The organism is Psychroserpens luteus (assembly GCF_015319355.1).
GTDB lineage: Bacteria > Bacteroidota > Bacteroidia > Flavobacteriales > Flavobacteriaceae > Psychroserpens > Psychroserpens luteus.
On record NZ_JADILU010000002.1, the window covers coordinates 549,355 to 570,066 of the forward strand.

12 protein-coding genes are annotated in these 20,712 nt (G+C 32.0%); 5 read left to right on the top strand and 7 right to left on the bottom strand.

Annotation, left to right across the window (positions count from 1 at the left end; translation table 11 throughout):
* Window positions 1-68: 68 nt before the first annotated feature.
* The 7 genes from IM744_RS06055 to IM744_RS06085 form a co-directional block, all read right to left on the bottom strand.
* A complete protein-coding gene (locus IM744_RS06055) occupies window positions 69-695 on the bottom strand; it encodes a Pycsar system effector family protein (protein WP_194507209.1) in 627 nt (208 codons plus the stop codon).
* A 103-nt stretch (window positions 696-798) separates the two neighbouring features.
* A complete protein-coding gene (locus tag IM744_RS06060) occupies window positions 799-1,542 on the bottom strand; it encodes a hypothetical protein (RefSeq protein WP_194507210.1) in 744 nt (247 codons plus the stop codon).
* Between the two features lie 6 nt (window positions 1,543-1,548).
* Window positions 1,549-3,159 (bottom strand): glutamate synthase-related protein, encoded by a 1,611-nt coding sequence (locus IM744_RS06065; protein ID WP_194507211.1) that lies wholly within the window; start codon window positions 3,157-3,159, stop codon window positions 1,549-1,551.
* A 28-nt stretch (window positions 3,160-3,187) separates the two neighbouring features.
* Complete coding sequence (locus IM744_RS06070; RefSeq protein WP_194507212.1) at window positions 3,188-6,706, bottom strand: metallophosphatase; 3,519 nt, start codon at window positions 6,704-6,706, stop codon at window positions 3,188-3,190.
* A gap of 1 nt (window position 6,707) precedes the next feature.
* Complete coding sequence (locus IM744_RS06075) at window positions 6,708-7,088, bottom strand: hypothetical protein (protein WP_194507213.1); 381 nt, start codon at window positions 7,086-7,088, stop codon at window positions 6,708-6,710.
* A 250-nt stretch (window positions 7,089-7,338) separates the two neighbouring features.
* Window positions 7,339-8,994, bottom strand: coding sequence for an FG-GAP repeat domain-containing protein (locus tag IM744_RS06080; RefSeq protein WP_194507214.1), 1,656 nt, complete (start codon window positions 8,992-8,994; stop codon window positions 7,339-7,341).
* Complete coding sequence (locus tag IM744_RS06085) at window positions 8,987-9,652, bottom strand: DUF6796 family protein (protein ID WP_194507215.1); 666 nt, start codon at window positions 9,650-9,652, stop codon at window positions 8,987-8,989. Before IM744_RS06085 ends, IM744_RS06080 begins: the two co-directional genes overlap by 8 nt.
* Window positions 9,653-10,174: 522 nt before the next feature.
* On the opposite strand from IM744_RS06085, the gene IM744_RS06090 reads away from it, so the two are divergent.
* The 5 genes from IM744_RS06090 to IM744_RS06110 all read left to right on the top strand — a co-directional run bounded on the left by IM744_RS06090 (window position 10,175) and on the right by IM744_RS06110 (window position 19,964).
* Window positions 10,175-11,101 (top strand): 1-phosphofructokinase family hexose kinase, encoded by a 927-nt coding sequence (locus tag IM744_RS06090; RefSeq protein WP_194507216.1) that lies wholly within the window; start codon window positions 10,175-10,177, stop codon window positions 11,099-11,101.
* Window positions 11,102-12,061: 960 nt separating this feature from the next.
* Window positions 12,062-14,125, top strand: a complete 2,064-nt coding sequence (locus tag IM744_RS06095) for a hypothetical protein (RefSeq protein ID WP_194507217.1) — start codon at window positions 12,062-12,064, stop codon at window positions 14,123-14,125.
* A 536-nt stretch (window positions 14,126-14,661) separates the two neighbouring features.
* Entirely contained in the window at window positions 14,662-17,400 is a 2,739-nt protein-coding gene (locus IM744_RS06100) for a S9 family peptidase (protein ID WP_194507218.1), read from the top strand.
* Window positions 17,401-18,019: 619 nt separating this feature from the next.
* Window positions 18,020-18,715, top strand: coding sequence for a hypothetical protein (locus tag IM744_RS06105; protein ID WP_194507219.1), 696 nt, complete (start codon window positions 18,020-18,022; stop codon window positions 18,713-18,715).
* Window positions 18,716-18,887: 172 nt separating this feature from the next.
* On the top strand, window positions 18,888-19,964 hold the full coding sequence (locus tag IM744_RS06110; protein ID WP_194507220.1) for a nuclease-related domain-containing protein: 1,077 nt from the start codon (window positions 18,888-18,890) through the stop codon (window positions 19,962-19,964).
* The last annotated feature ends 748 nt before the right edge of the window (window positions 19,965-20,712 follow it).

Sequence of the window (20,712 nt, forward strand, 5' to 3'; positions counted from 1 at the left end):
GCGTGAAAATCAAATAGAAATTTATTTCCAAATCAATTCTAAAAAATATAGTAATGCTTGTTTCTTTATTATATTAATCCTCCAAAGAAAGCGTGACAACCAATAAATGCTATTACTGATAAAATAATGCCAATTAAAAAGATGTTAAATGATTTACGAAGTAATTTAAATTTACGGTCAATCGTTTTTCCTAAATGGTAAGTATCTTTAGCAATGGTTTTATAGAGTTCATCACCTTCATTCATTAAGTTGGTAATATTACTTACATATTCATCTTCTTCCATATCTTGAAAATTACCATAAAACATTAAATTTTTAGCATCGCTTTTTCCATGAACCAGTTCTGGGCGTGTTGCGAAAATGGCATAAGCAATAGATGCTAAATTGGTGAATAGTATCATGATTATTGGATAAATAAGATGTGGATCGTTACTTAATTGATTCATTACTGTTCCCAATATTAATGAAAGAATTAAAGCATTTATAGATATCAAAATATTCGATTTTGTATCTATCATCGTATTCAAAGTATATTGATTTTTAGACAGTAACTTAAATAATGTTTCTACACCTCTTTCAGACCTAGGCGAAATTTTTGACAGTTTTTTTTTTAATTGTTTTAAAGCATCTTTATCAATATTTAATTCTTCCATTAAATACTTGTCTTCTGCTTTTTCTTTTGATTTATCTCCCATATCTAGATATTCTATAATTTAAACCTTATTTATGAATAAAGCTGTTACTCTTGTCGTGAGTATTAGCTGGTAATATTTTTCTACTAATCTATTGTATTCAGCACTAGTTGTTTTTTAGTCGATTAATAGCTTCTTCAAAAAATGCGACACCTTCAGATTCCACTATGGTATCTGCATTAAGAATAGCACCAGTAAATCCATCAGATTTCCATTCACCAGATTCTAATTTAGGTAATTGAGAAGTATCTATTGTGCCACCATTTTTGTATCCAGAGATATATAAATAATGTTTGTTGCAAACGGTATCTGGTATTGCCAATCCCAATCCTATAGTAATATCAGAATCGGGTAGTGGACTATAAATTCCTGTATCAAAGTGATGAGGCCAGATTCTAATTGAAGCATCAAGACTGTATTGTTTATCTATGTTTTTAAGAACCAATTGTGCCAAAATACGCAACTGTTTCAACGCTTTCAATTTATTCACATCTAACAATTTGAATGTAAATGCATCGTCTATTGCATAAGGTAAATCGTAGTGATATTGATATTGATACGTTTTATTTAGGAAGGCTTTAGAAGTATCTGTAAGCCATTTTAAAACTTCAGCATGTGAAGCACCATCTAAGTTAAACGTTGTTGTTTCTTGATTAGATTTCCATTTTAAAGCAAAGCTTTCATAATCTAAACAGAGTACATCTCCATTTTCTGAAAGTGTATGTGTATAAAGACATCCATTTTCCGTATCAAACCCTAAATTAGTGTGGCTGTCGTCTGGTTTTTTTTCTAAAAAGCTAATTCCTGCTGCTGCTAAATATTGTGCAGCTAAATGCATTTGTTTTTCCATGATATATTATTTTATTCCTGCGTAATTAATTCCTGTTAAATGATACATCTCTCTATCATAAGTTGACAAATCGTTATGATTAAATTTTGAAATATCATCGTAACCACAAGCACGTGCTACAACTCTAATTAAATCGTTTGTGGCTTCAAAGTAATTTTGTAATTGTTTTGCTGAAGAATCTATAATCAACCTGCTACGTAAAGATTCTTTTTGAGTCGCAATACCAACCGGACAATTATTAGATCCACAAGCACGCATCCCTAAACAGCCAATAGCTTGTAATGCAGAATTAGATACCGCAATAGCATCTGCACCAAGCATCATCGCTTTTGCAAAATCTTCGGCAACACGTAAACCACCTGTAATTACTAAAGAGACATTTGTAGCTCCAACTTTATCCATATAAGCTCGTGCTCTTGCTAATGCTGGAATGGTTGGTACATTAATATGATTTCTTAAAATGGTAGGAGCAGAGCCAGTTCCGCCACCACGACCATCGAGAATAATATAATCTACACCAACATCGAGTGCAAACTGAATGTCTTTTTCAATATGACTTGCAGCAATTTTAAACCCAATAGGAATTCCTCCTGTACGATCTCTTACTTTATCTGCGAATACTTTAAAATCTTCAACCGTGTGAAAATTTGGATTAGCAGCTGGCGAAATAGCTGTTTCACCTTCTTTTAATCCTCTAACCTCAGCAATTTCTTTACTTACTTTACTTCCTGGTAAGTGACCACCAGTTCCTGTTTTTGCACCTTGTCCTCCTTTAAAATGAAAGGCCTGAACATGATCTAATTTATCCCAAGAGAACCCAAATTGCGCCGAAGCTAATTCGTAAAAATATTTAGAATTACTAGCTTGCTCTTCTGGTAACATTCCGCCTTCTCCAGAACAAATTCCTGTTCCTGCTAATTGTGCACCTTTTGATAATGCTATTTTAGCTTCGCGAGATAAAGCTCCAAAACTCATATCACTTACAAAAAGTGGCATATCTAATACTAATGGCTTTTTTGCTTTTGGACCAATCACCACTTTAGTAGCAACATCTTCATGATCTAACAAAGGTCTTGATGCTAATTGTGCTGGTAAAAACTGAATGTCATTCCATTTAGGAAGCGTATTTCTATCGACTCCCATGGAAGCAGAAAACCCATGATGTCCAATATTTTTTAAACCATTTTGGGCCAATTCTTTTATATAACCTGTGTATGGTTCTGTTTCTTCAGGATGCGTATCTGCATAAGCTCCTAAATAAGCATCGCGATTAAATGGTTGCGGACTATTAACTAAATAGGCATCAATTTCAAAAGCATCTACAAATAAATCATCGCCTTCAATTTTAGTTGAAAATTTATGAAGTACTTCTTTATTATTATATTCTGAAACTCCAGAATCTACACGGTAATCCCATCCGTGAACGCCACAAATTAGATTATGTCCATCTATGTGACCGTCGGACATTAGTGCGCCTCTGTGTAAACATCTTCCGTAGAGTACAGAAATATCATCATCAAATTTTACGATGACTAAATCTAATCCGTTTACAAGCGCATGTTCTGGTTGCTTATTTTCTAATGCGCTTACTTGAGCAATGACTATTGGTTTTTTCATGTGATTATAGTATATGTTACTGTTTTATTTAAAAAGCGAAGCCTAATACAAAAGCGATTCTTCCACCATCGCTACTGCCATAGTAGCCTAGATTGGCAGTAAATGTTTCCAAGCCACTGACCCAAAAAGAACCTCCAACACTGTTATGCCATTTGTCTGATGTGTCATCTTCTACCCAAACACGACCATAATCAAATCCTCCTGTTATTCCGTATTTTAATGGGATAATACTGGTTTTAAACTTACCTAATAGTAATCTTAAATCGGTATTATGATACACTGCATATTTCCCTGAAAAGCGTTCTTTTCTAAAGCCTCGTAAGTTATCTCCACCACCTAATTGTGCAGCGTGATATAATTCGAAATCATCACCAAAAATAGCTTCACCACCTAATTTTGTAGCCAATACTAAACTGGCGCTTTTGTTTAACCTATGGTTCATGGCTAAATGAGGTTTAAGATAACCAAATTTGTTATCAGTATCTTCGCCATCTACATTGGCTTTATAACCTGCTGTAAGACCAACATCTAATACCATTGTTGGGTAAGAGGTGTCATCTTTGTTTTTGAAACTATAATCAACTTCGGCTCCTGCATAGGTTTGCCTATCAAATAGGGTAGCAGTTGCAGGTAAACTATTAATGAATCTATCGGCTACATTTTCAACTTCAAAAGATTCTATTAAAGGCTTAAAGTAAAAAGAACCTCCATCTCTACCGCGCCATATTACTGAAATGGCAGCACTCCATTCTTTTATGCTTACACGATTAAAATCTATTTCAACGTCATCTTTATCGTAGGTGGTTTCATTTCCGAAGCCAAAAAAGTTTTGTGCAAAATTTGGACTGGTGTGTTTTGCTTCTATAGCAAAATTCCAATTATGAAAAATATTTGAAAACTCTCCTCTATAAGAGACATCGTAACCTGAATTCCCAGTGTAATAAGAAGCGCTTAGCGAGTGTCTTGTCGTAAACGGGTTGCGTTGTAAACCATAGGTTGTAAAGTTATCTACAAAACCAATACGTAAACCATCGTCTGGATTTGCTCCTAAAATCGGTAAAAATTGATTCATGCTATACTTACGTTTTTTATAGTCGTAATTATTTATCTCATAATCATTTACCAACCATTGCTTCGATTGTTTATTGACTATAGTATTGTCTTTACCTTTATAATCGTAAAGCTTTACTTTTTTTGTATTCTCAAAATTATAAGTGTCATTTTTCTTTCCACCCATAATCTTAATCGTAATTAAATCATTGCCTTCACCTGTAACATTAAAAGTATCTTTTCCGTCCAAACCATAAATCCAAATTTCTTTAGTTTCGTCTTTGGTAAACGTTCTTTCAAAGATTTCAAGATCTTTTCTTTGAACCTCTATAGTTGTTCTACCATTTGGATGTCTTGTGATTTCAAACGTATCAGCTTTTTGAGTTCCTGTAATCACTTCGTGTTTATTTACATACTCATAATAAGTGCGTGCTATGGCAACAATATTTCCACGTCTGCCTTTTAGCTTTCTCTTAATTTCTTCAATAGTTTGACCTTTCACTTCAGCTGGAAGATTTTCGAAGGCTTTTTCTATAACGTCATCTGTTATACCTGTTTGTAAGGTTTGTGCTTCTCTTTCCCAATCTGCCCAATTAGATTGATTGATGAAAGTCATATCTAAAGGATAAGGCTCAAAACTAAACCACTTAGGACTTGGTAATTCATCGTCAAACGATTGCATCATACGTAAACTTGGTACAGCACAACGAAGAAAACCTAATAGACTGCCATCAAAAACTGAAAAGGCTTGATCTCTATCTCTTGGAATGGGTTTACATATTTCGGTACCATCTTCGTTTTCAAAAAGTGCCCAACGCCATTGATCTTCGTGTCTATCCCAATCGCCAATAAGCATATCAAAGAGCCTCGCTCTAATGTATGATGGTTCATCTACAATAGATTTCCCTGATTTATTGATTTCTTGCAACACATCATTGGTACTCAAAATCCTTTTAGGTTTACCAAAGCTTTCTAAATCGCTATGACCAGATTCTACACGTTCTTCTATAATATAAAGTTCATCACCATATTCGTCATTAAAGACTCCTAAACGTTCATGTTTTGGAATATAATACAGTTCTGGATTGGTATGAAAAATGTCTACAGCATCAGCAAGCGTCCCAACAGCTGTTGGTGTATAAGGATGTGCTGTGGTATAAAAATCCAATAAAAAACTATCGGCGAAACTGCCTTCTAAATCTTCTTCAACGTACTTATCTTGAAAGGCGGTAGATTGCAAAAATTTAATAGCACTTTTACGTAATGCTCTCATAACGTATTGTTTACCGTCTTTATCCTCTAGTCGTAAGGATTTAGATTGATGTCCTCCACCACGTCTAACAGGAGTTAAGCCTCCTTTTAAAGTATCTATAAAAGCAACTGGTGCATTTACTGCTTTACTGTAAAATTCTCTATAGTGTTTTCCCCAAAGTCCTTTGTAGGTCTTGCTCTTTTCTGTTTCATCTGATGAATATACAGAAGCGCTATATGTTGAACCAAAGCTACCTCTGTCTTTAAAATCAGTATGTATGAAGTCTTTAACTGGTACAATAACTTCGGTGGTGTAAGGTGTTGTTATGCCTTGAAACGTGACACTAACAGCGCCACCTTTATAAATATCAATTCGTGCATAGCCATTTTCGTTAGAGTTAAAATCGCTTTCGTTTTTTGAATACGCCTTTTTTGTTTTCCCTGCTGCACCACTTATAATTTGAGGCACACCATAGTTGTTAATGTATTGTAAGTTTTTATCATGTCCTGAAACAAAGAATATATTTTCGGTTTGTCTCGCTAACGTAATCAGTCTATTTCTAAATTTTCTGTTTTGCTTGTTCTGAAAATCGTGTAAAGCAGTACCTCCTGTTCTTGCTAATAAGCCATCTGCAGTATTAGAAAAGATAGAGTGGTGCATGGCTACCATTATCGTTTTCCCTTGTGATTTTTTCAGCATACTCTCAAACTCCAAGAAAAACTGTGTTCTGTTTTTAATATCGCAATCCTCGTTAAGATAAATATGGTCGTTCCAATCTTCTAGATACCATTGCGAATCGACCGTAATTAAAACAACATCATCGGTAAGATCCGTCTTTTTGATAGGACAACCTTCATCTGGATAGAATTTGGCCTTACTATTTTTCTGAATAAATTTTTCTATGTCTCTTACATCTCTATGACCGTTAATAGCCCATTCATGATGTCCTGGTGTAAAAATCACTTTACCATCAAATGATTTTAAGACCTCTAATTGAGAACTTATTTGAGTTTTTGCATCTTTTGAATAGCCATCTTTGGATAGAATATTACCTAATATGAGCAATTTTGAATCCTCTAATGTTTTAGCTTCATCAGTAATTTGAATAAGCATAGAATGAGTCTCTGCTGTTCCGGTATTTGCAGTGACAAAAACAGATGTTTCCAGTTCTTGACCTTGTGCAAAATAACTGACTAGCAATAGTATACTTAGCATACTAATTTTGGTTGGTTTGAAAGTTCTCATATTAGTTTTTGTTGTTGCGTTTTAAATGATAAATTTTTAGAAGTATTAAACCACTAAAAATGATTAAAGAATAGTAACACATGGGTGTGCCAGACGCTGTTTTGGGACATTCTGCATGTCCTGTAAATTGCATAATAGAAGCCACCAAAGCAATGCTACCTGCTAATCCTGTAAATAAAAAGTACAAGACATTCCATTTTTTTAATAGATGTGCTATAAGTGGTATAATGAAACAGATTAGAACAACTAAACACATTGGTATGTGCATTATTTTAGGGCAACCTTCTCCTGTTTTAAATTCTTCAAGAACTAATATTCCAGCACCAAATAATCCTATAATTAGGACAACTAGAATGCTGTAATATGTGATTTTTTTTGACATTAGCTTTTAATTTAAACCATACTTTTTACTTCGGAAAAAACAAAAATATGCTAGCCTTTAATATAGTATTAACATTATTTCAGGTTGTTAATAATGGTAGTAGGAGGCAAGTTTTACTTCTTTAAAAAAAATAGAAAAGGCCTAAATTCCAAAGCGTTACTTTAGGCAACACTTCACACATTTTTTGCATGAAGTATTATCTTTAAAAGTTCATATTTCTTAGATTATAGAAATACGGTAGGTCTGATTTTTAATTATCAATGTCTTCAGAAGCATCTATAATTGATTTTTGCTTTTTAAGCTCAGCTTTCAAACTAATGATACTATTGATTTTTGGGTTATCGATATTAATTGCTTCATCGTTTGTTAACCATATTTTTAAGTTAGAAACGGTCGTCTCTTCTCCTAATCCAAATTGAAGCAATGCGGTTTGGTCACTAGCTAAACCTTCTCCAGAGACTAGCCAGTCGGTTAGTGTTTTTGTTGGAGTCGTTACGGTGACTTTTGCACCTTGTACATTAACAGATTCCCCTAAATCTACTTGTAGATAATTATTAGTTCCACCTTTGTTTATATAGGCTAACGAAGGTGTGTCGATATTTACCCAAATCATATCTAAATAACCATCTTGATTAAAATCACTCACTAAAGATGTAATGGCATAATGCGGATTAACAACCCCACTTTTTTCTTCTGTTGGTGCAAAAGTGCCATCTTCTTTTTGAATTAATAATCGACTAGGCAGTTTAAAGAGTTTATTAGGCGCGAAATCCACATAGTTTTCGGCAACCATAAGGTCTTGTAAACCATCATTATTCATATCTGCGAGGGTGCAACCCCAAGAAAATTCGTAATCGGCAATTTTAGTATCTTCAGCTGTATCTGTAAATTTAAAGTCACCATCATTTCTAAAGAGAATCCATTTTTCATTAAATAATGATGCATCTTTAATATCTCCTTTGGCTATTACTCTTGGTAAAGTACTTCCAGTATTAGAGAACATAAAATCTACCAAACCATCATTATTATAATCACCAACAGCTAATCCCATTGGGTATGCAAATTTTTTGGTTAATGGGTTAGGCTTCATTGTATAAGTAAGGTCTCCATTATTTTTATACGTTCTAGCTTCACCAGTATCATGTACGACTACTAAATCTAACCAAGAATCGTTATCGATATCAACTAACACTCCTTGAAAGGTATTATGAATATAATCTAATCCAGCTTCTTTAGTAATACTTACATAATTTTCATTTCCAGTATTTAAAAGGAGTTCACTTGTAGCGCCATAAGTGTCATCTTCAAAAATGGTTTGACCTTCCATTAACTCTTTTTTTAGATAGGTTGCCATAAAAATATCCAGATCACCATCTTTATCAATATCACCAACTGTCAATCCTGCAGGTGTTGATTTTTCGTTTATTGGTGTGTCAATTTTTTTAACTGTGAATTTTCCATCGGTATTATAATAAATCGTTAATCCATCTTCTCTTCCTAGAAGAATATCTGTAAATCCGTTATTATCAAAATCCGCAGAAACAACACCAACAGTAGTAAGTGTGTTTCCTTTTTTAGGTAAGTTGACTTCCGAAGAAATATCAACAAATGCATTATTTCTGTAAGCGAAAATAGCATCTTCCTGATGCATTCCGCCTCCAAAAAAGACTTCATCAATATTATCGTTATCAATATCTATTAATGCTGAAGGTGCAATTGGTAATGATTTATCTCCATTATATTGATGCTTAAAATCGAGAGCAATTTCTTCGAATAAAGGAATTTTATTATCATCTATTGTGATATCATATTTATCGGAAACTGAATCTCTCCAGAAAAAACCAAGAACTAGCACAACTAGTAAAAGGATTAATATCCCTATGAATTTTAGAGTTTTTTTAAGCATTTTGATGATTTTTAGTGTATTTATTAAGTTGATATAGTGATAGTGTGAATAAAATAAAATGGGTGACGTTCATTAAAATGGGCAGCATGTGTTTTCCTATAGAAGGCATTAGTTTCCCTAAAACGACTAATAAAATGAGAATAACAATTGGGTTGAAAATTGCCATCCATTTTTTGTAGTATGTGCCTCCTTTTAAAATAGTGATAGCAAATACAACAGATAGTGATGCAATAATAATACGAAGTGCTTTTACCAATATTTCCATATGGTTTGTGTAATGTGCTAATAGATTTTGGTAAGTTGTTGCATCTATGGTGTCTTTTAAATGAACAATAGCACCAATGGAAGCACGAGAACCAATCCAAACACCACCAACTGCAAAAGCAATAAAACCTATGGCCAAAACCAATCTTGCTAATGTTTCATTACCCGATTTTAGCATTCTATATATATGTATATAGCCAGCAAAATAAAAAGGTAATCCAATAACTGCCAAGAAATGTCCTATTGTAAGATTTTCTAAGGGTACATATTTAAAAAACTCATAATCTGCAGAATGCTCTAAAATTAAGCTGGAATAGTGTAAAAAGTATTCACCTAGTCCGACAAGAATAGAAGCGACAAGACCTATATAACCTAAAATTTTGGTTAGTTTCATTTAGTTGTTAATTGGTTGGTTTTGTGTTTGTCGAGACATGTTAAAGTTCCTTTCAAAATATAAAAGCGGATGTTAAATGTTTAGTTTCTTTATTTTATTCTTCACTAATGTTTCTCTACTCAGTTAATGGCATCGAGGGACGAGATTCATGAATTGTTTTTTAATAAAATGAGTGATAATTAATGAGCGACGTTAGGAGTGAAGGGTAATGTGTGGAATCGTTTAAATTTTAAGTGATTGTCTAAATATATTTAGCATTTTCAAGGTTCATCCTTTTTAATTGATATTCATCATAGTTTATTATTATTTAGTTATTTAGCTTTGGTTTTTTGAAGAAAATACAATTCATAAAATTTAGCATATATATTTTTGTTTGTATAATTAATACCTAGTTTAGAGTATTCTATAGCCACAAATTGGGAACTTGATTTTACGGGACAATCCTTTTTTGAATTTGAAGATTATAAAACATTAGGAAACAGTTTTTTTTACGATTACGATGGAGTTTTTAAAACAACAGCTATGAAAATAATCACATTAACATTAAATCCAGCTTTAGACAAAAATGCGAAGGTAGATGGTTTAATTCCTGCAAGTAAGATGAGATGCCATTCTATTCAATACCAATCAGGTGGTGGTGGAATTAACGTTTCAAGAATACTAAAACGACTTGAGGTAGATAGTAATTGTGTATTTCCATCAGGAGGAGACACAGGAATTCATCTAACAAGATTACTTAAAGAAGAAGGAGTTCAAACTAATCCCATTTCTATAAAAGATTGGACTCGTGAAAATTTAGCTATTGTTGATACTAATACCAATTTACAATATCGCTTTGGAATGCCTGGAAATGAGTTAAGTGAAGAAGAATTAATAGCTATAAAAAAGACATTAGCTAAATACGTACAAAAAGACGATTTTTTAGTATTAAGTGGAAGTTTAGCAAAGAACTTACCGCAAAATTTCTATTCAAAATTAATTGAAGAGTTTTCTAACAAACAACCCAAAATAGTTGTCGATACATCTGGAATTTCGCTGATAAAAACCTTAGAGCAATCGGTTTATTTAATAAAACCAAATCAACGAGAGCTAGCTCAGCTTGCAGGAAAAGAGTTTCTGTCTAATATTGAACAAGAAGAATTTGCTAAAGAACTAGTTGAAAAAGGAAAAGCAAAATATGTTGTGGTTTCCCTAGGAGCTAAAGGAGCATTTTTAGCGTGCAAAGAAGGCGTGTTTTATCAGTCTACACCGTCTGTTCAGGTAAAAAGCACGATTGGTGCTGGTGACAGTATGGTTGGTGGTCTTATATATGGAGTTCAAAAAGAGTACGCTCCAAAAGACATCCTTAAAATGGGTGTAGCTTGTGGTGTGGCAACAACCATGAGTGAAGGAACTCAATTAGCAAGCACTAAAAACATAGACAAAGTATTACAACTAATATCTGTTTAAATTATCTAATAAGATGAGCTGTTTTAGTTGATAAATATCATAGCAATCAAATCTTATGTTTTATATACTTATTGGTAATTTATTTTTACTGATTCCCTGTAAATCAGGAGTTATTACGCTGATTAATATTCATATTATTCAAGTCTAGATTTAGTTACAAGCTTTTTTTTGATTGGGATTTATTTCTTCATCAAATATTTCTGTAATTTTTTTTTCTACAGTGTTTTTATAATAATCTATATCATTCACTAATTAATCTTTCCACAATTAGCTTGTACATAACCACTTTAGATATAAAACACTTAGGTGCTGTTATATCTGCGATGATGTCAAATACCGCTAAAAAGCGCTATTGGGCTAATTGTTATAAAATGTACTATAATGTCATTGCGTTATGTAACTTGAGCTTTATTCACATGATTTCTATTTTAAATTTTTGAGTTCATGAATCTTCGTACCTCGATGTGGTAAAAAGCGAAAGTTGTTACTCCAGTTTCTTTATTTTTTTCTTGACCAAAGTTTCTCTACGATGTTATGAAATCGAGCTTTTCGCGAGATTCATGAACTCCTTTAAAAAAGCAATATAAATCTTGTGAATAAACACGCTTTTCACGAAACGACGATAGGAGAGTAGTGGCAACCGAATTTATGAGGTTCACGATTTACGATTTAATAAATTAAGCTTATATGAGTAATGTGTGTGGAATGGGTGACATAAAAATATTTTTATTATATTTACGTAATCACTTCATTTTTAGTGATTAACTCTCCCTTTTAGCGAAAATAATAACGTATACTTATATGAACTAACTTTTTTAAGTATGATTAAAAAATGATTGCTAACTTTAGATTTATTTCTATTTAAGAATTTGATGTATTCTAGTCCGTTTATCTCACCTTTAATCATAGTTAAAAATATGAATTGAGATTTATTATTTTTTTAAACTAAGACTAAATGTTATGGATATTATCGTTCAAAATAATGGAGTTATTTATTCAGGAGAAAACATTGAGGAGATTAATAAAATTTTCTCTGTAGCGTCTGTAAGGCCCTATTTTATTGAAATACCAGTAACGTTTGTGGGTGTTGAAAGTGGACCGAAACTATTAAATAATATCTCTATTGAAAAAATAATTATCAATTCTGAAGAGTTTCTAACAATTTCTAACCCTAGTTTTCACTCCTATAAAGTAAAGGATAATAAATTAACAATTTGTGATGCTAATCTAGGCGATTCAATCATACTTAAGGATGAAAATTTAAATAATAGCAATACAACAATTGTTTTTAAAGTTTTATTTGATGATTTTGAAGGTTTCTATGAGAATTTACAACACATTAATGAGCCAATTTCTATAGCACTAAACCTTGTTTTTGATTTTCAAGATGCACAAGGTTTAACAATGCGCTATTCAGGAACCATAGAAAATTTCAGAAAAGGAACTATATCAAAGCCTACAATTGAAAGAACAAAGAGTATCGTCTTAACCCAAATCAATCTTATAGGATTATTTTTATTTATTGCCGCATTATCTCTTTGGAATTATGGCTGGAATAGAGAAATACATCAGCAAAAAACCGAATTTTTTTCTCACGAGTTTTTTACAGCTACCATTGGTGTTTTAGCCACATTTTTGGGATTGTCCTTTAAAAAAATAAAATCGCTTTTTGCAGTGTTTACAGGGACATTAGCCTTTTTTAAGTTTCCGGAACTTCATTTGTCTTTAGAACAATTTAGAGGTTTTTCAAATAAACAGTGGTCAATGATGTTAATCGCACTTGTTGGAGTTTCTAGCTATTTTATTTATGAGAATTGGTCGTTTAAAATGGTTTCCTTAGAAGGTGATTACAAATTATATGATACTGTAACTAAAAGTATAGTAACAAATGATAGGATTTACTATTCAAATATATTGGAAGATAGGTTTCGCATTATAAATAATAATTCAGAACCTTATGAAGGTCATATGCATATAGGAAGGATCAAGGCACAAAGTATATTTAAAAAACCTGAAGTTCTATATGACTCATTAACAGTAATTCTTGGTTCTAATAAGCAATCAAAACAAGAGTATAAAACTACAAATGTTGCATATAAATTAATAAAAAATGAGACACTTAGCAAAGAGAACATTTCTATAGATAAGTTATTAACGACGTGTCCAACAAAGCTTAATAATTACATGGTTGAGTATTTTCCGAATATTAGTCTTGGTAAATCTGTAGAGACGGTTTTAATCAAGGATTATATTAATATTAGCACCGCAGACTTGGAAGAGCTCAAAAAAATTTTCACTAACGAAGAATTTAAAAAAATACCTCCTGGACGTAATAAATATAAAGTCTTATATGAAAATCGGAGTAGCCTAATTAGTAAGTTTGTATATAACTTAGAAAATAAATTTTCCTCAAAACATAAAATTGAAACCCATACTCTTATTAGCGTTACTAAGAGTTGGTTTAGTGAAATACAAGGAGATAAAGCTAAGGCCATAGAACGTCAAATACTTCTAACAGGAATATGGGAATACGTCTTAAATAATTTAGAATTGGGTGCTTTTCAAATAGCTGATATCGCATCGGTTAGCGATTTAGCTTATAGTGTTTACGAACGTCATACAGATTGGCTTGTTGCACGAATGAGTGTTAATTTTTTACTAACATTTCAAAAAAATCTTCCAAATTCACAATCAAAAATACCGTTAGAGAAGATCAAAAATGATTTTATAACGCTTAGTGAAGATAAATTTAATGTGATTGATTTGATATTTATCTCGGCAAAAAATGATGTGATAAACAACAACATTCTTAGTAATTATATTGTTGAAAATTTACGCAAAATTAATCTCTATAATTCTGACACAGAAATGTACACAGCCATTTTAAAAATCAATGAAAGTAATGAACGTCATAAGTTAGACTATCTACACACAGATCCCCTTACTATCAAACAAATCAATTCCTTTTGCCAACAGAAATCAATCAAGGATCTGTATAATAATCTAAATAAAAAAAAAGTTTAAATAAGAGTGAGAATATAATAAGTACTTAGAATTTTACTTTACTCACGTGTTTAATTATTTCATAAATTTTAATGGCGTTGGTGAATCTCCTAAAGTCGATTTGGGTAATAGCTAAAGTTGGTACTAAAGTTTCTTCAAAAAATTTATTCTAAAAAGTTTCTTCTATAATGTTAATGACATCGACGAAGGAGATGCATGAATAACTTAAAAAACAATAGACTAGTAATGAATAAACACGTTTGCGGTTCACGAGCACCTATTTATTAAAATACTGTGTGCGAGTAAACACTTTTTACGTAATCGAGGTACGAAGCTTCATGAATTCCTATTTAATGAAATAGAAATGAAATGAGTAAACGACGTAGAAAGGAAGCGAAAACGAAGCTTCACGATTTCATTATGCAATTAAATTTTATAAGAAAATGTGTGTGAAATAGAATAGGTTGTTGATTACTTGTCATATGTTTCTAGCAATAAGAGTTTTAACTCATTTTAAATAAAGCTATATTTGGATAGAATTCATCTAACCATCAATTATGAAAACCCTCTTAAATTACCGCATTTTTATTTCCGTTGTTATCATTCTTCTTAGTAGTCAGTTTAGTTTTGGCCAATCGCAAAAACCGCTTTCTTTAGAGGATTACGCACAATGGAACAGCATTAGACAAACAAGTATTTCACCCAATGGAAATTTCATGACCTATGCGTATGAACCAAATGAAGGTGATGCGACATTACACATTCGCAATATTAATGGCGATACGCTTCGGACAGTACTAAATGGGAAACGTGTTTCTTTTTCTGAGGATAGTAAATGGTTAGGATATTTAGTTGATCCAGCAAAAGAAGTCGCTGATAAGCTCAAGAAATCTAAAAAGCCAGTCTTAAGTGATCTACAAATTCTAAATGTTGAAACTAATGACATTTCCGAAGTAACAAGCGTTAGAGCATTCAGTTTTTCAAAAACGTCCCAGTTTATTGCTATTCATAAAAATCGGACTGATAAAAAGGCAGATCATAAAGGAAGTGATTTGTTGCTTAAGGATTTGCAAGGTGATAAAACACTCAATATTGGTAACGTTTCAAGCTACGCGTTTAATAAAGAAGGCACCCTGTTTTCCTATATAGTTGATGCAGATGGAGACAATGGTAATGGTTTGTACGTTATTGATTTAAGTAACTTACGAACATGGCCATTGCACACAGGACCTTTTACGTATTCTCAAATGACTTGGAATAAAGAAAACAATCAAATTGCTGTGCTATTTGGTGCAAAAGAAGATGATCATATGGAACGTGACAATACAATGTATTGGACGTCTAATCTGGTTCCTGGAATGACAACAGTTGGATTGCAATCCACGTATGCACCAGAAGATGATGCTAAATTTCCTAAAAACATGGTCATTAGTGAGTATAGTAACTTAACATGGAACGCAACTGGTACAAAACTATTTCATGGTGTTAAAGAGCAGCAAACCAAACTAAAAGAAGAAGATTCTCTAAAAGCTAATGTAGATGTTTGGCACTGGAAAGATGAACGCATACAATCTCATCAAATGGTTCAAGCTAAGCGTGATCGTAAGGCTACGTTTGCTTCCGTCTTGAATCTTGGAAACAAAGGATTTATGCAATTGGAAAATGAAGATATGCCTTCAGTAGAAATTAGTGAAAAGAATGATTGGGCTGTTGGAAGTGTAGATACCTTATATCGCAAAAATGTTAACCTTCCTGGAGGTTATGAAGATTTGTACAGTATCAATACAAACACAGGAGCTAAGACCTTAATAGCAGAACGGGTTTATAGAAATATGGGCATGTCTCCAGACGGTAATTGGGAATTGTTCTCTAGAGATGGTGTTGTTATGGCTTATAATTTTATGACTGGAAAATTGACGAATCTAACAGACAGAACAGGAATCAGTTTTATAGATGAAGATGATGACAAACCTGTAGAAAAACGTACTTATGGTGTCGCTGGATGGTCTAAAGATGGAGACACATTGATCTTTAATCACAAATATGATTTATGGACTATTGGTCTAAACTCTGATGTTTCAGCAAATCTAACTCAAGGTATTGGAAATAAAGGAAGCATACGTTTTAGGTTAGTGCAATTAGATCCTGAAGCTAAGACCTTTGATTTAACAAAACCGTTATTGCTTTACGCGTATGGAGATAAAACAAAAAAGTCAGGCTACTATGACGTTATGGTAGGTGAAAAGCCAAGGGTATTGCTTTATGAAGATAAAATGATTGGCAGAGCAACCAAAGCAAAGCACGCAAACAAAATTATGTATACCCAACAAACTTTTGTTGACTTCCCAGATTATTGGGTATCAGATTTGACCTTTTCAAAAGCTAAAAAAATTACAAATGCCAATCCGCAGCAATCCGATTATAGATGGGGAAAAAGAGTATTAGTAGATTATACAGATGAGCGAGGACATGAGTTGCAAGCAACGTTAGCCTTACCTGCAGATTATGATTCTAAGAAGACCTATCCGATGATTGTGTACTTCTATGAGAAAATGTCTCAGCGACACCACTTATATTCAATGCCAACCTATGATGATAGACCACACATGTCTACCTATGCAAGTAATGGCTATTTGGTATTAATGCCAGACATCGTTTATGATGTAGGTTTACCAGGATCGTCAGCTTTAGATGATGTGACGAGTGCAGTTAAAGAAGTGATTAAACAAGGTTATGCTGATCCAGCTAGAATTGGCATACAAGGACATAGTTGGGGAGGTTACGAATCTTCTTTTATCGTGACACAAACAGATATGTTTGCTGCTGTAGTTACTGGTGCACCATTAACCAATTTGATCAGTATGTACAATACCAATTACAGTCGCGCAGGTTTTTCAAATGGTCCACTTCTAGAATGGTCACAAGGACGAATGGGAGTAAGTCCATGGGAAAACATGGAACTCTATCGCAGTCAATCGCCTTTGCATCATGCAGCGAAGATTACAACACCTTTTCTTATTCTTCATGGTACTAGCGATGGCGCAGTAGATTGGAATCAAGGATTAGAGTATTATTCGGCAGCAAGACGATTGGGTAAAGAAGTGATTCTATTGTCTTACCCAGGAGAACCACATCATTTAAAGGTTGAGGCTAACCAAAAGGATTTTCAAATTCGTATGAAGCAGTATTTTGATTATTATCTCAAAGGTGATGTTGCACCAGTTTGGATAACAGAAGGCATACCGCATTTGAGTAAAAATCGTTTAGGACCTGAGGCATTGGAGACTGGGAATTAGAATTGTAGATTATTAAAGAATTGATGGAGTATCAACTTTTAAAATACATTTTTGTATTATAATGTTATTGCGTTTTGCCTGCACTGAGCGTAGTTTAATACACCATTTTCTTTTTTTTTCTTGACAACTGTTTCTTCTGAAATGTAAATAGCATCAAACTTTTGTGAGATTCATGAAAACTTGTGAATAAGCACTCTTTTTATGAAGGGACGCAAGTCATACGAAGCTTTAGCGAAGTAGGATAGGAGCGTAGTGGAAACCGAACTTGCGAGGTTCACGATTTCCGAATTAATAAATTAAGCTTCTATGAGTAATGTGTGTGAAATGATATATTCAAAATATTTTTTGTATATTTAGGTAATCACTTCATTATTAGTGATTAAACTCTCCCTTTTAAGAAATTACAATAGCAAACTTTATGAATTACCCATTATTGGGTATGTTCTACATTCGTTATAAATTTAAAAAATTCAATGTTGAGTCATTAAGAATAGATTTAAGCAAGATAAACAATATTACAGACGCATAACTATAGCAATTAATAGGGATTTATAAATTTGGTTGAAACTAATAAACGAGCAAATTATAAATGAATTTTTATCCAATATTTTAATTATATATGAATTCTGAAGATATACATGAAAAAAGAGAATTAAGCAAAATAGGTCTATCAACTTATTTAGATGAAATAACATTAGCTCATCTAGATTCAATAACAGATAATTTAGTTAAAGAATTAGAGGCTAATTTAGATGATTCATATAAAGAAATATATCAATCTCATTTAAATAATGAATATTACAACATTGAGGATACATACTACAAAGAAGAACAATTACTTGCTATACAAGAGATTAAAATAATTCATCTGTATAGGAATTTTGAAGTTATTATTAAAAAATTACTACGTGCTGCGTATAATATTGATATTTCGAAAATGTATAGATGGAATAATATAGAAGTCTTTTTAAGTGAAAAAAAAATAGATTACAAGAATATTCCTCACTACGAAGAAGTCAATAATTTAAGATTAGTAAATAACCACTTAAAACATTGGGTCGAGGGAGAAAAGTCCAAAATAGATCATATTAGTGACTTTAGTGGAAATGAAATAAGGCAAATAGATTTATTGAATTTTTATAATAATACAAAAGATAAACCCTTAAGATGGTTTTTTAATCTCAGGGAAAAAATTTATGATAATTTATATGTTTTTGATGAAGATAGAATAAATAATATATCAGAACACTTTGCTCTGAGGATGGATAGAGATACTGCCAACAAGTTTATAAAAAATCTGTTAGAAAAATATTGATAATATTGTTTATTTTCTATCGACCTCATAAAATTTTGGCTAAAACAATAGGAGAGAGGAACGTAATATTTTAGACTTTATAAATGCAATTTCCTAATCGCTGTTTCTTTTTGCTACCTTAGGATATATATTAATTAACCATAAACGAACACTTTATCAGCTATTTTGATTCATGACTGTTGTCCTTGGCCAAATAGAATCTTTAATAAGGATTAGAAAAACCTTAGATCAAGAAGGAATCACTAGATTTAATTCTATAGGTGATATTAACAAATTTATTAAAAATTATAACATCGAAAAAGAGGACGCTTTCTTTAAAATTCAAAATGACGTTGATCTTGAAATAGATGTCTTACAAGCTGAATGGCATGAATTGCAAAAGGAATATGACACTTTACAGTCAAATGCAATAACAACACTAGAAGATAGAATAAGCAAACTAAATACCAAATGTGTTTCTATAGGAACAACTACTGCAAAAAATGTATTTATAGAAGTAGCAAACTGGTATCGATTGCTGTTCTTTATACCAATAAAGTTTCTTTTAGAGAAAAATTTCAATAGACTCATTAGTTGGAAGACTAATAAAAAAGGAGGGATTCTAAAATCTAAAATAAAAGTAATAAAGGCAAAAATGCCAAATAGGCAAGTAACTATTTCAAAACGTTTCACCAAAAAACTTAATGAACTTGAGCATATAAAGGAAGTCGCCTGTTCATTAAACTCACTAATTGCAGGAGCAATTGGTGAAAAATTAGTAGAAAAAGAGCTAAAAAAATTACCTGATACACATGTACTATTCAATGACTTTTCTTTAAAATTCAATGAACCAATTTACAATAGACGTGAGAATGACCATATATACAGTATTCAAATCGATCATCTATTAGTTAGCAGAGCTGGTATTTTTATTATAGAAACAAAGAACTGGAGTAAAGCATCGATTGCGAGGTCAGATATGAGATCACCAGTTAGTCAAATACGAAGGGCAAGTTTTGCGCTTTTTGTTATTCTGAATAGCAACAATTCTGAAGAGAACAGTTTTCTCAATAAGCATCATTGGGGAGATAGGAAATTACAAATAAGAAATCTTATTGTAATGATTAATAATAAACCAAAGGAAGAGTTCAAATTTGTAACTGTAAAAGTATTAAATGAGTTAAACGATTTCATAAACTATTTTGAGCCTATATATGATGAATCAGAAGTTGAAAGTATTGTTCAACATTTAAAAAACATTAAAAATTAAAGCATCCTGTGGTGGATTGGATTTGGATACAATTTTCAAAATTCTTAAAACAGTAACACGTGATAAATCGCATGTTTAAAAATTAATTGCCATTGGTACAGAATATTTAAAATTTCAGAAGTATTAAAAGGCTTTCGTTTTCACAATTTACTTGTGCATAATTGTTACAGATATAAAACACTAATCACTATTACATAATTATCGATATGAGCCTAAAGGCGTCATATCTGCGACTATGTAAAATAAATAACAAACATTCAGTCTTAATTTGTCACAACTTACTTGTACATAATCATTACAGATATAAAACACGTAAGTGTTATTATAAATGCAAATTTGAATTATGTTCAGAATTCTTGTATCAAAATAGAATGATCCTCAGGATCATCATATTTTAATAATATGTCAAATACCGCTAAAAAGCGCTATTACGCAAATTGTTGTAAAATGTACTATAATTTATATTATGTAAAATAGAATTATTTGAGTTGAAACCAACATTCCCTCTTTAGTAATAATTATGATGTTTTAATGAATTGAATATTCCGGACAATCATGCGTAAATTTTTAAATACGCGATTTATAGAGATTGGAAATTTTAGAATTCATATAATGTGTTTAATTATAAATGTAGATTCCTGCTTTCACAGGAATGATAAATTCATTTAAAATACATGTAGTTATAAATTACTTTTTTTTCTTCCGCATTTCAGCAAACAACTCTTTAAACAAACCACGAGCAATCAAT

What these genes read in the sequence shown, in the direction of transcription:
- IM744_RS06055 (WP_194507209.1), bottom strand. Translation starts at nt 695, where the DNA reads ATGGGAGATAAATCAAAAGAAAAAGCAGAAGACAAGTATTTAATGGAA.
- IM744_RS06060 (WP_194507210.1), bottom strand. Translation starts at nt 1,542, where the DNA reads ATGGAAAAACAAATGCATTTAGCTGCACAATATTTAGCAGCAGCAGGA.
- IM744_RS06065 (WP_194507211.1), bottom strand. Translation starts at nt 3,159, where the DNA reads ATGAAAAAACCAATAGTCATTGCTCAAGTAAGCGCATTAGAAAATAAG.
- IM744_RS06070 (WP_194507212.1), bottom strand. Translation starts at nt 6,706, where the DNA reads ATGAGAACTTTCAAACCAACCAAAATTAGTATGCTAAGTATACTATTG.
- IM744_RS06075 (WP_194507213.1), bottom strand. Translation starts at nt 7,088, where the DNA reads ATGTCAAAAAAAATCACATATTACAGCATTCTAGTTGTCCTAATTATA.
- IM744_RS06080 (WP_194507214.1), bottom strand. Translation starts at nt 8,994, where the DNA reads ATGCTTAAAAAAACTCTAAAATTCATAGGGATATTAATCCTTTTACTA.
- IM744_RS06085 (WP_194507215.1), bottom strand. Translation starts at nt 9,652, where the DNA reads ATGAAACTAACCAAAATTTTAGGTTATATAGGTCTTGTCGCTTCTATT.
- IM744_RS06090 (WP_194507216.1), top strand. Translation starts at nt 10,175, where the DNA reads ATGAAAATAATCACATTAACATTAAATCCAGCTTTAGACAAAAATGCG.
- IM744_RS06095 (WP_194507217.1), top strand. Translation starts at nt 12,062, where the DNA reads ATGGATATTATCGTTCAAAATAATGGAGTTATTTATTCAGGAGAAAAC.
- IM744_RS06100 (WP_194507218.1), top strand. Translation starts at nt 14,662, where the DNA reads ATGAAAACCCTCTTAAATTACCGCATTTTTATTTCCGTTGTTATCATT.
- IM744_RS06105 (WP_194507219.1), top strand. Translation starts at nt 18,020, where the DNA reads ATGAATTCTGAAGATATACATGAAAAAAGAGAATTAAGCAAAATAGGT.
- IM744_RS06110 (WP_194507220.1), top strand. Translation starts at nt 18,888, where the DNA reads ATGACTGTTGTCCTTGGCCAAATAGAATCTTTAATAAGGATTAGAAAA.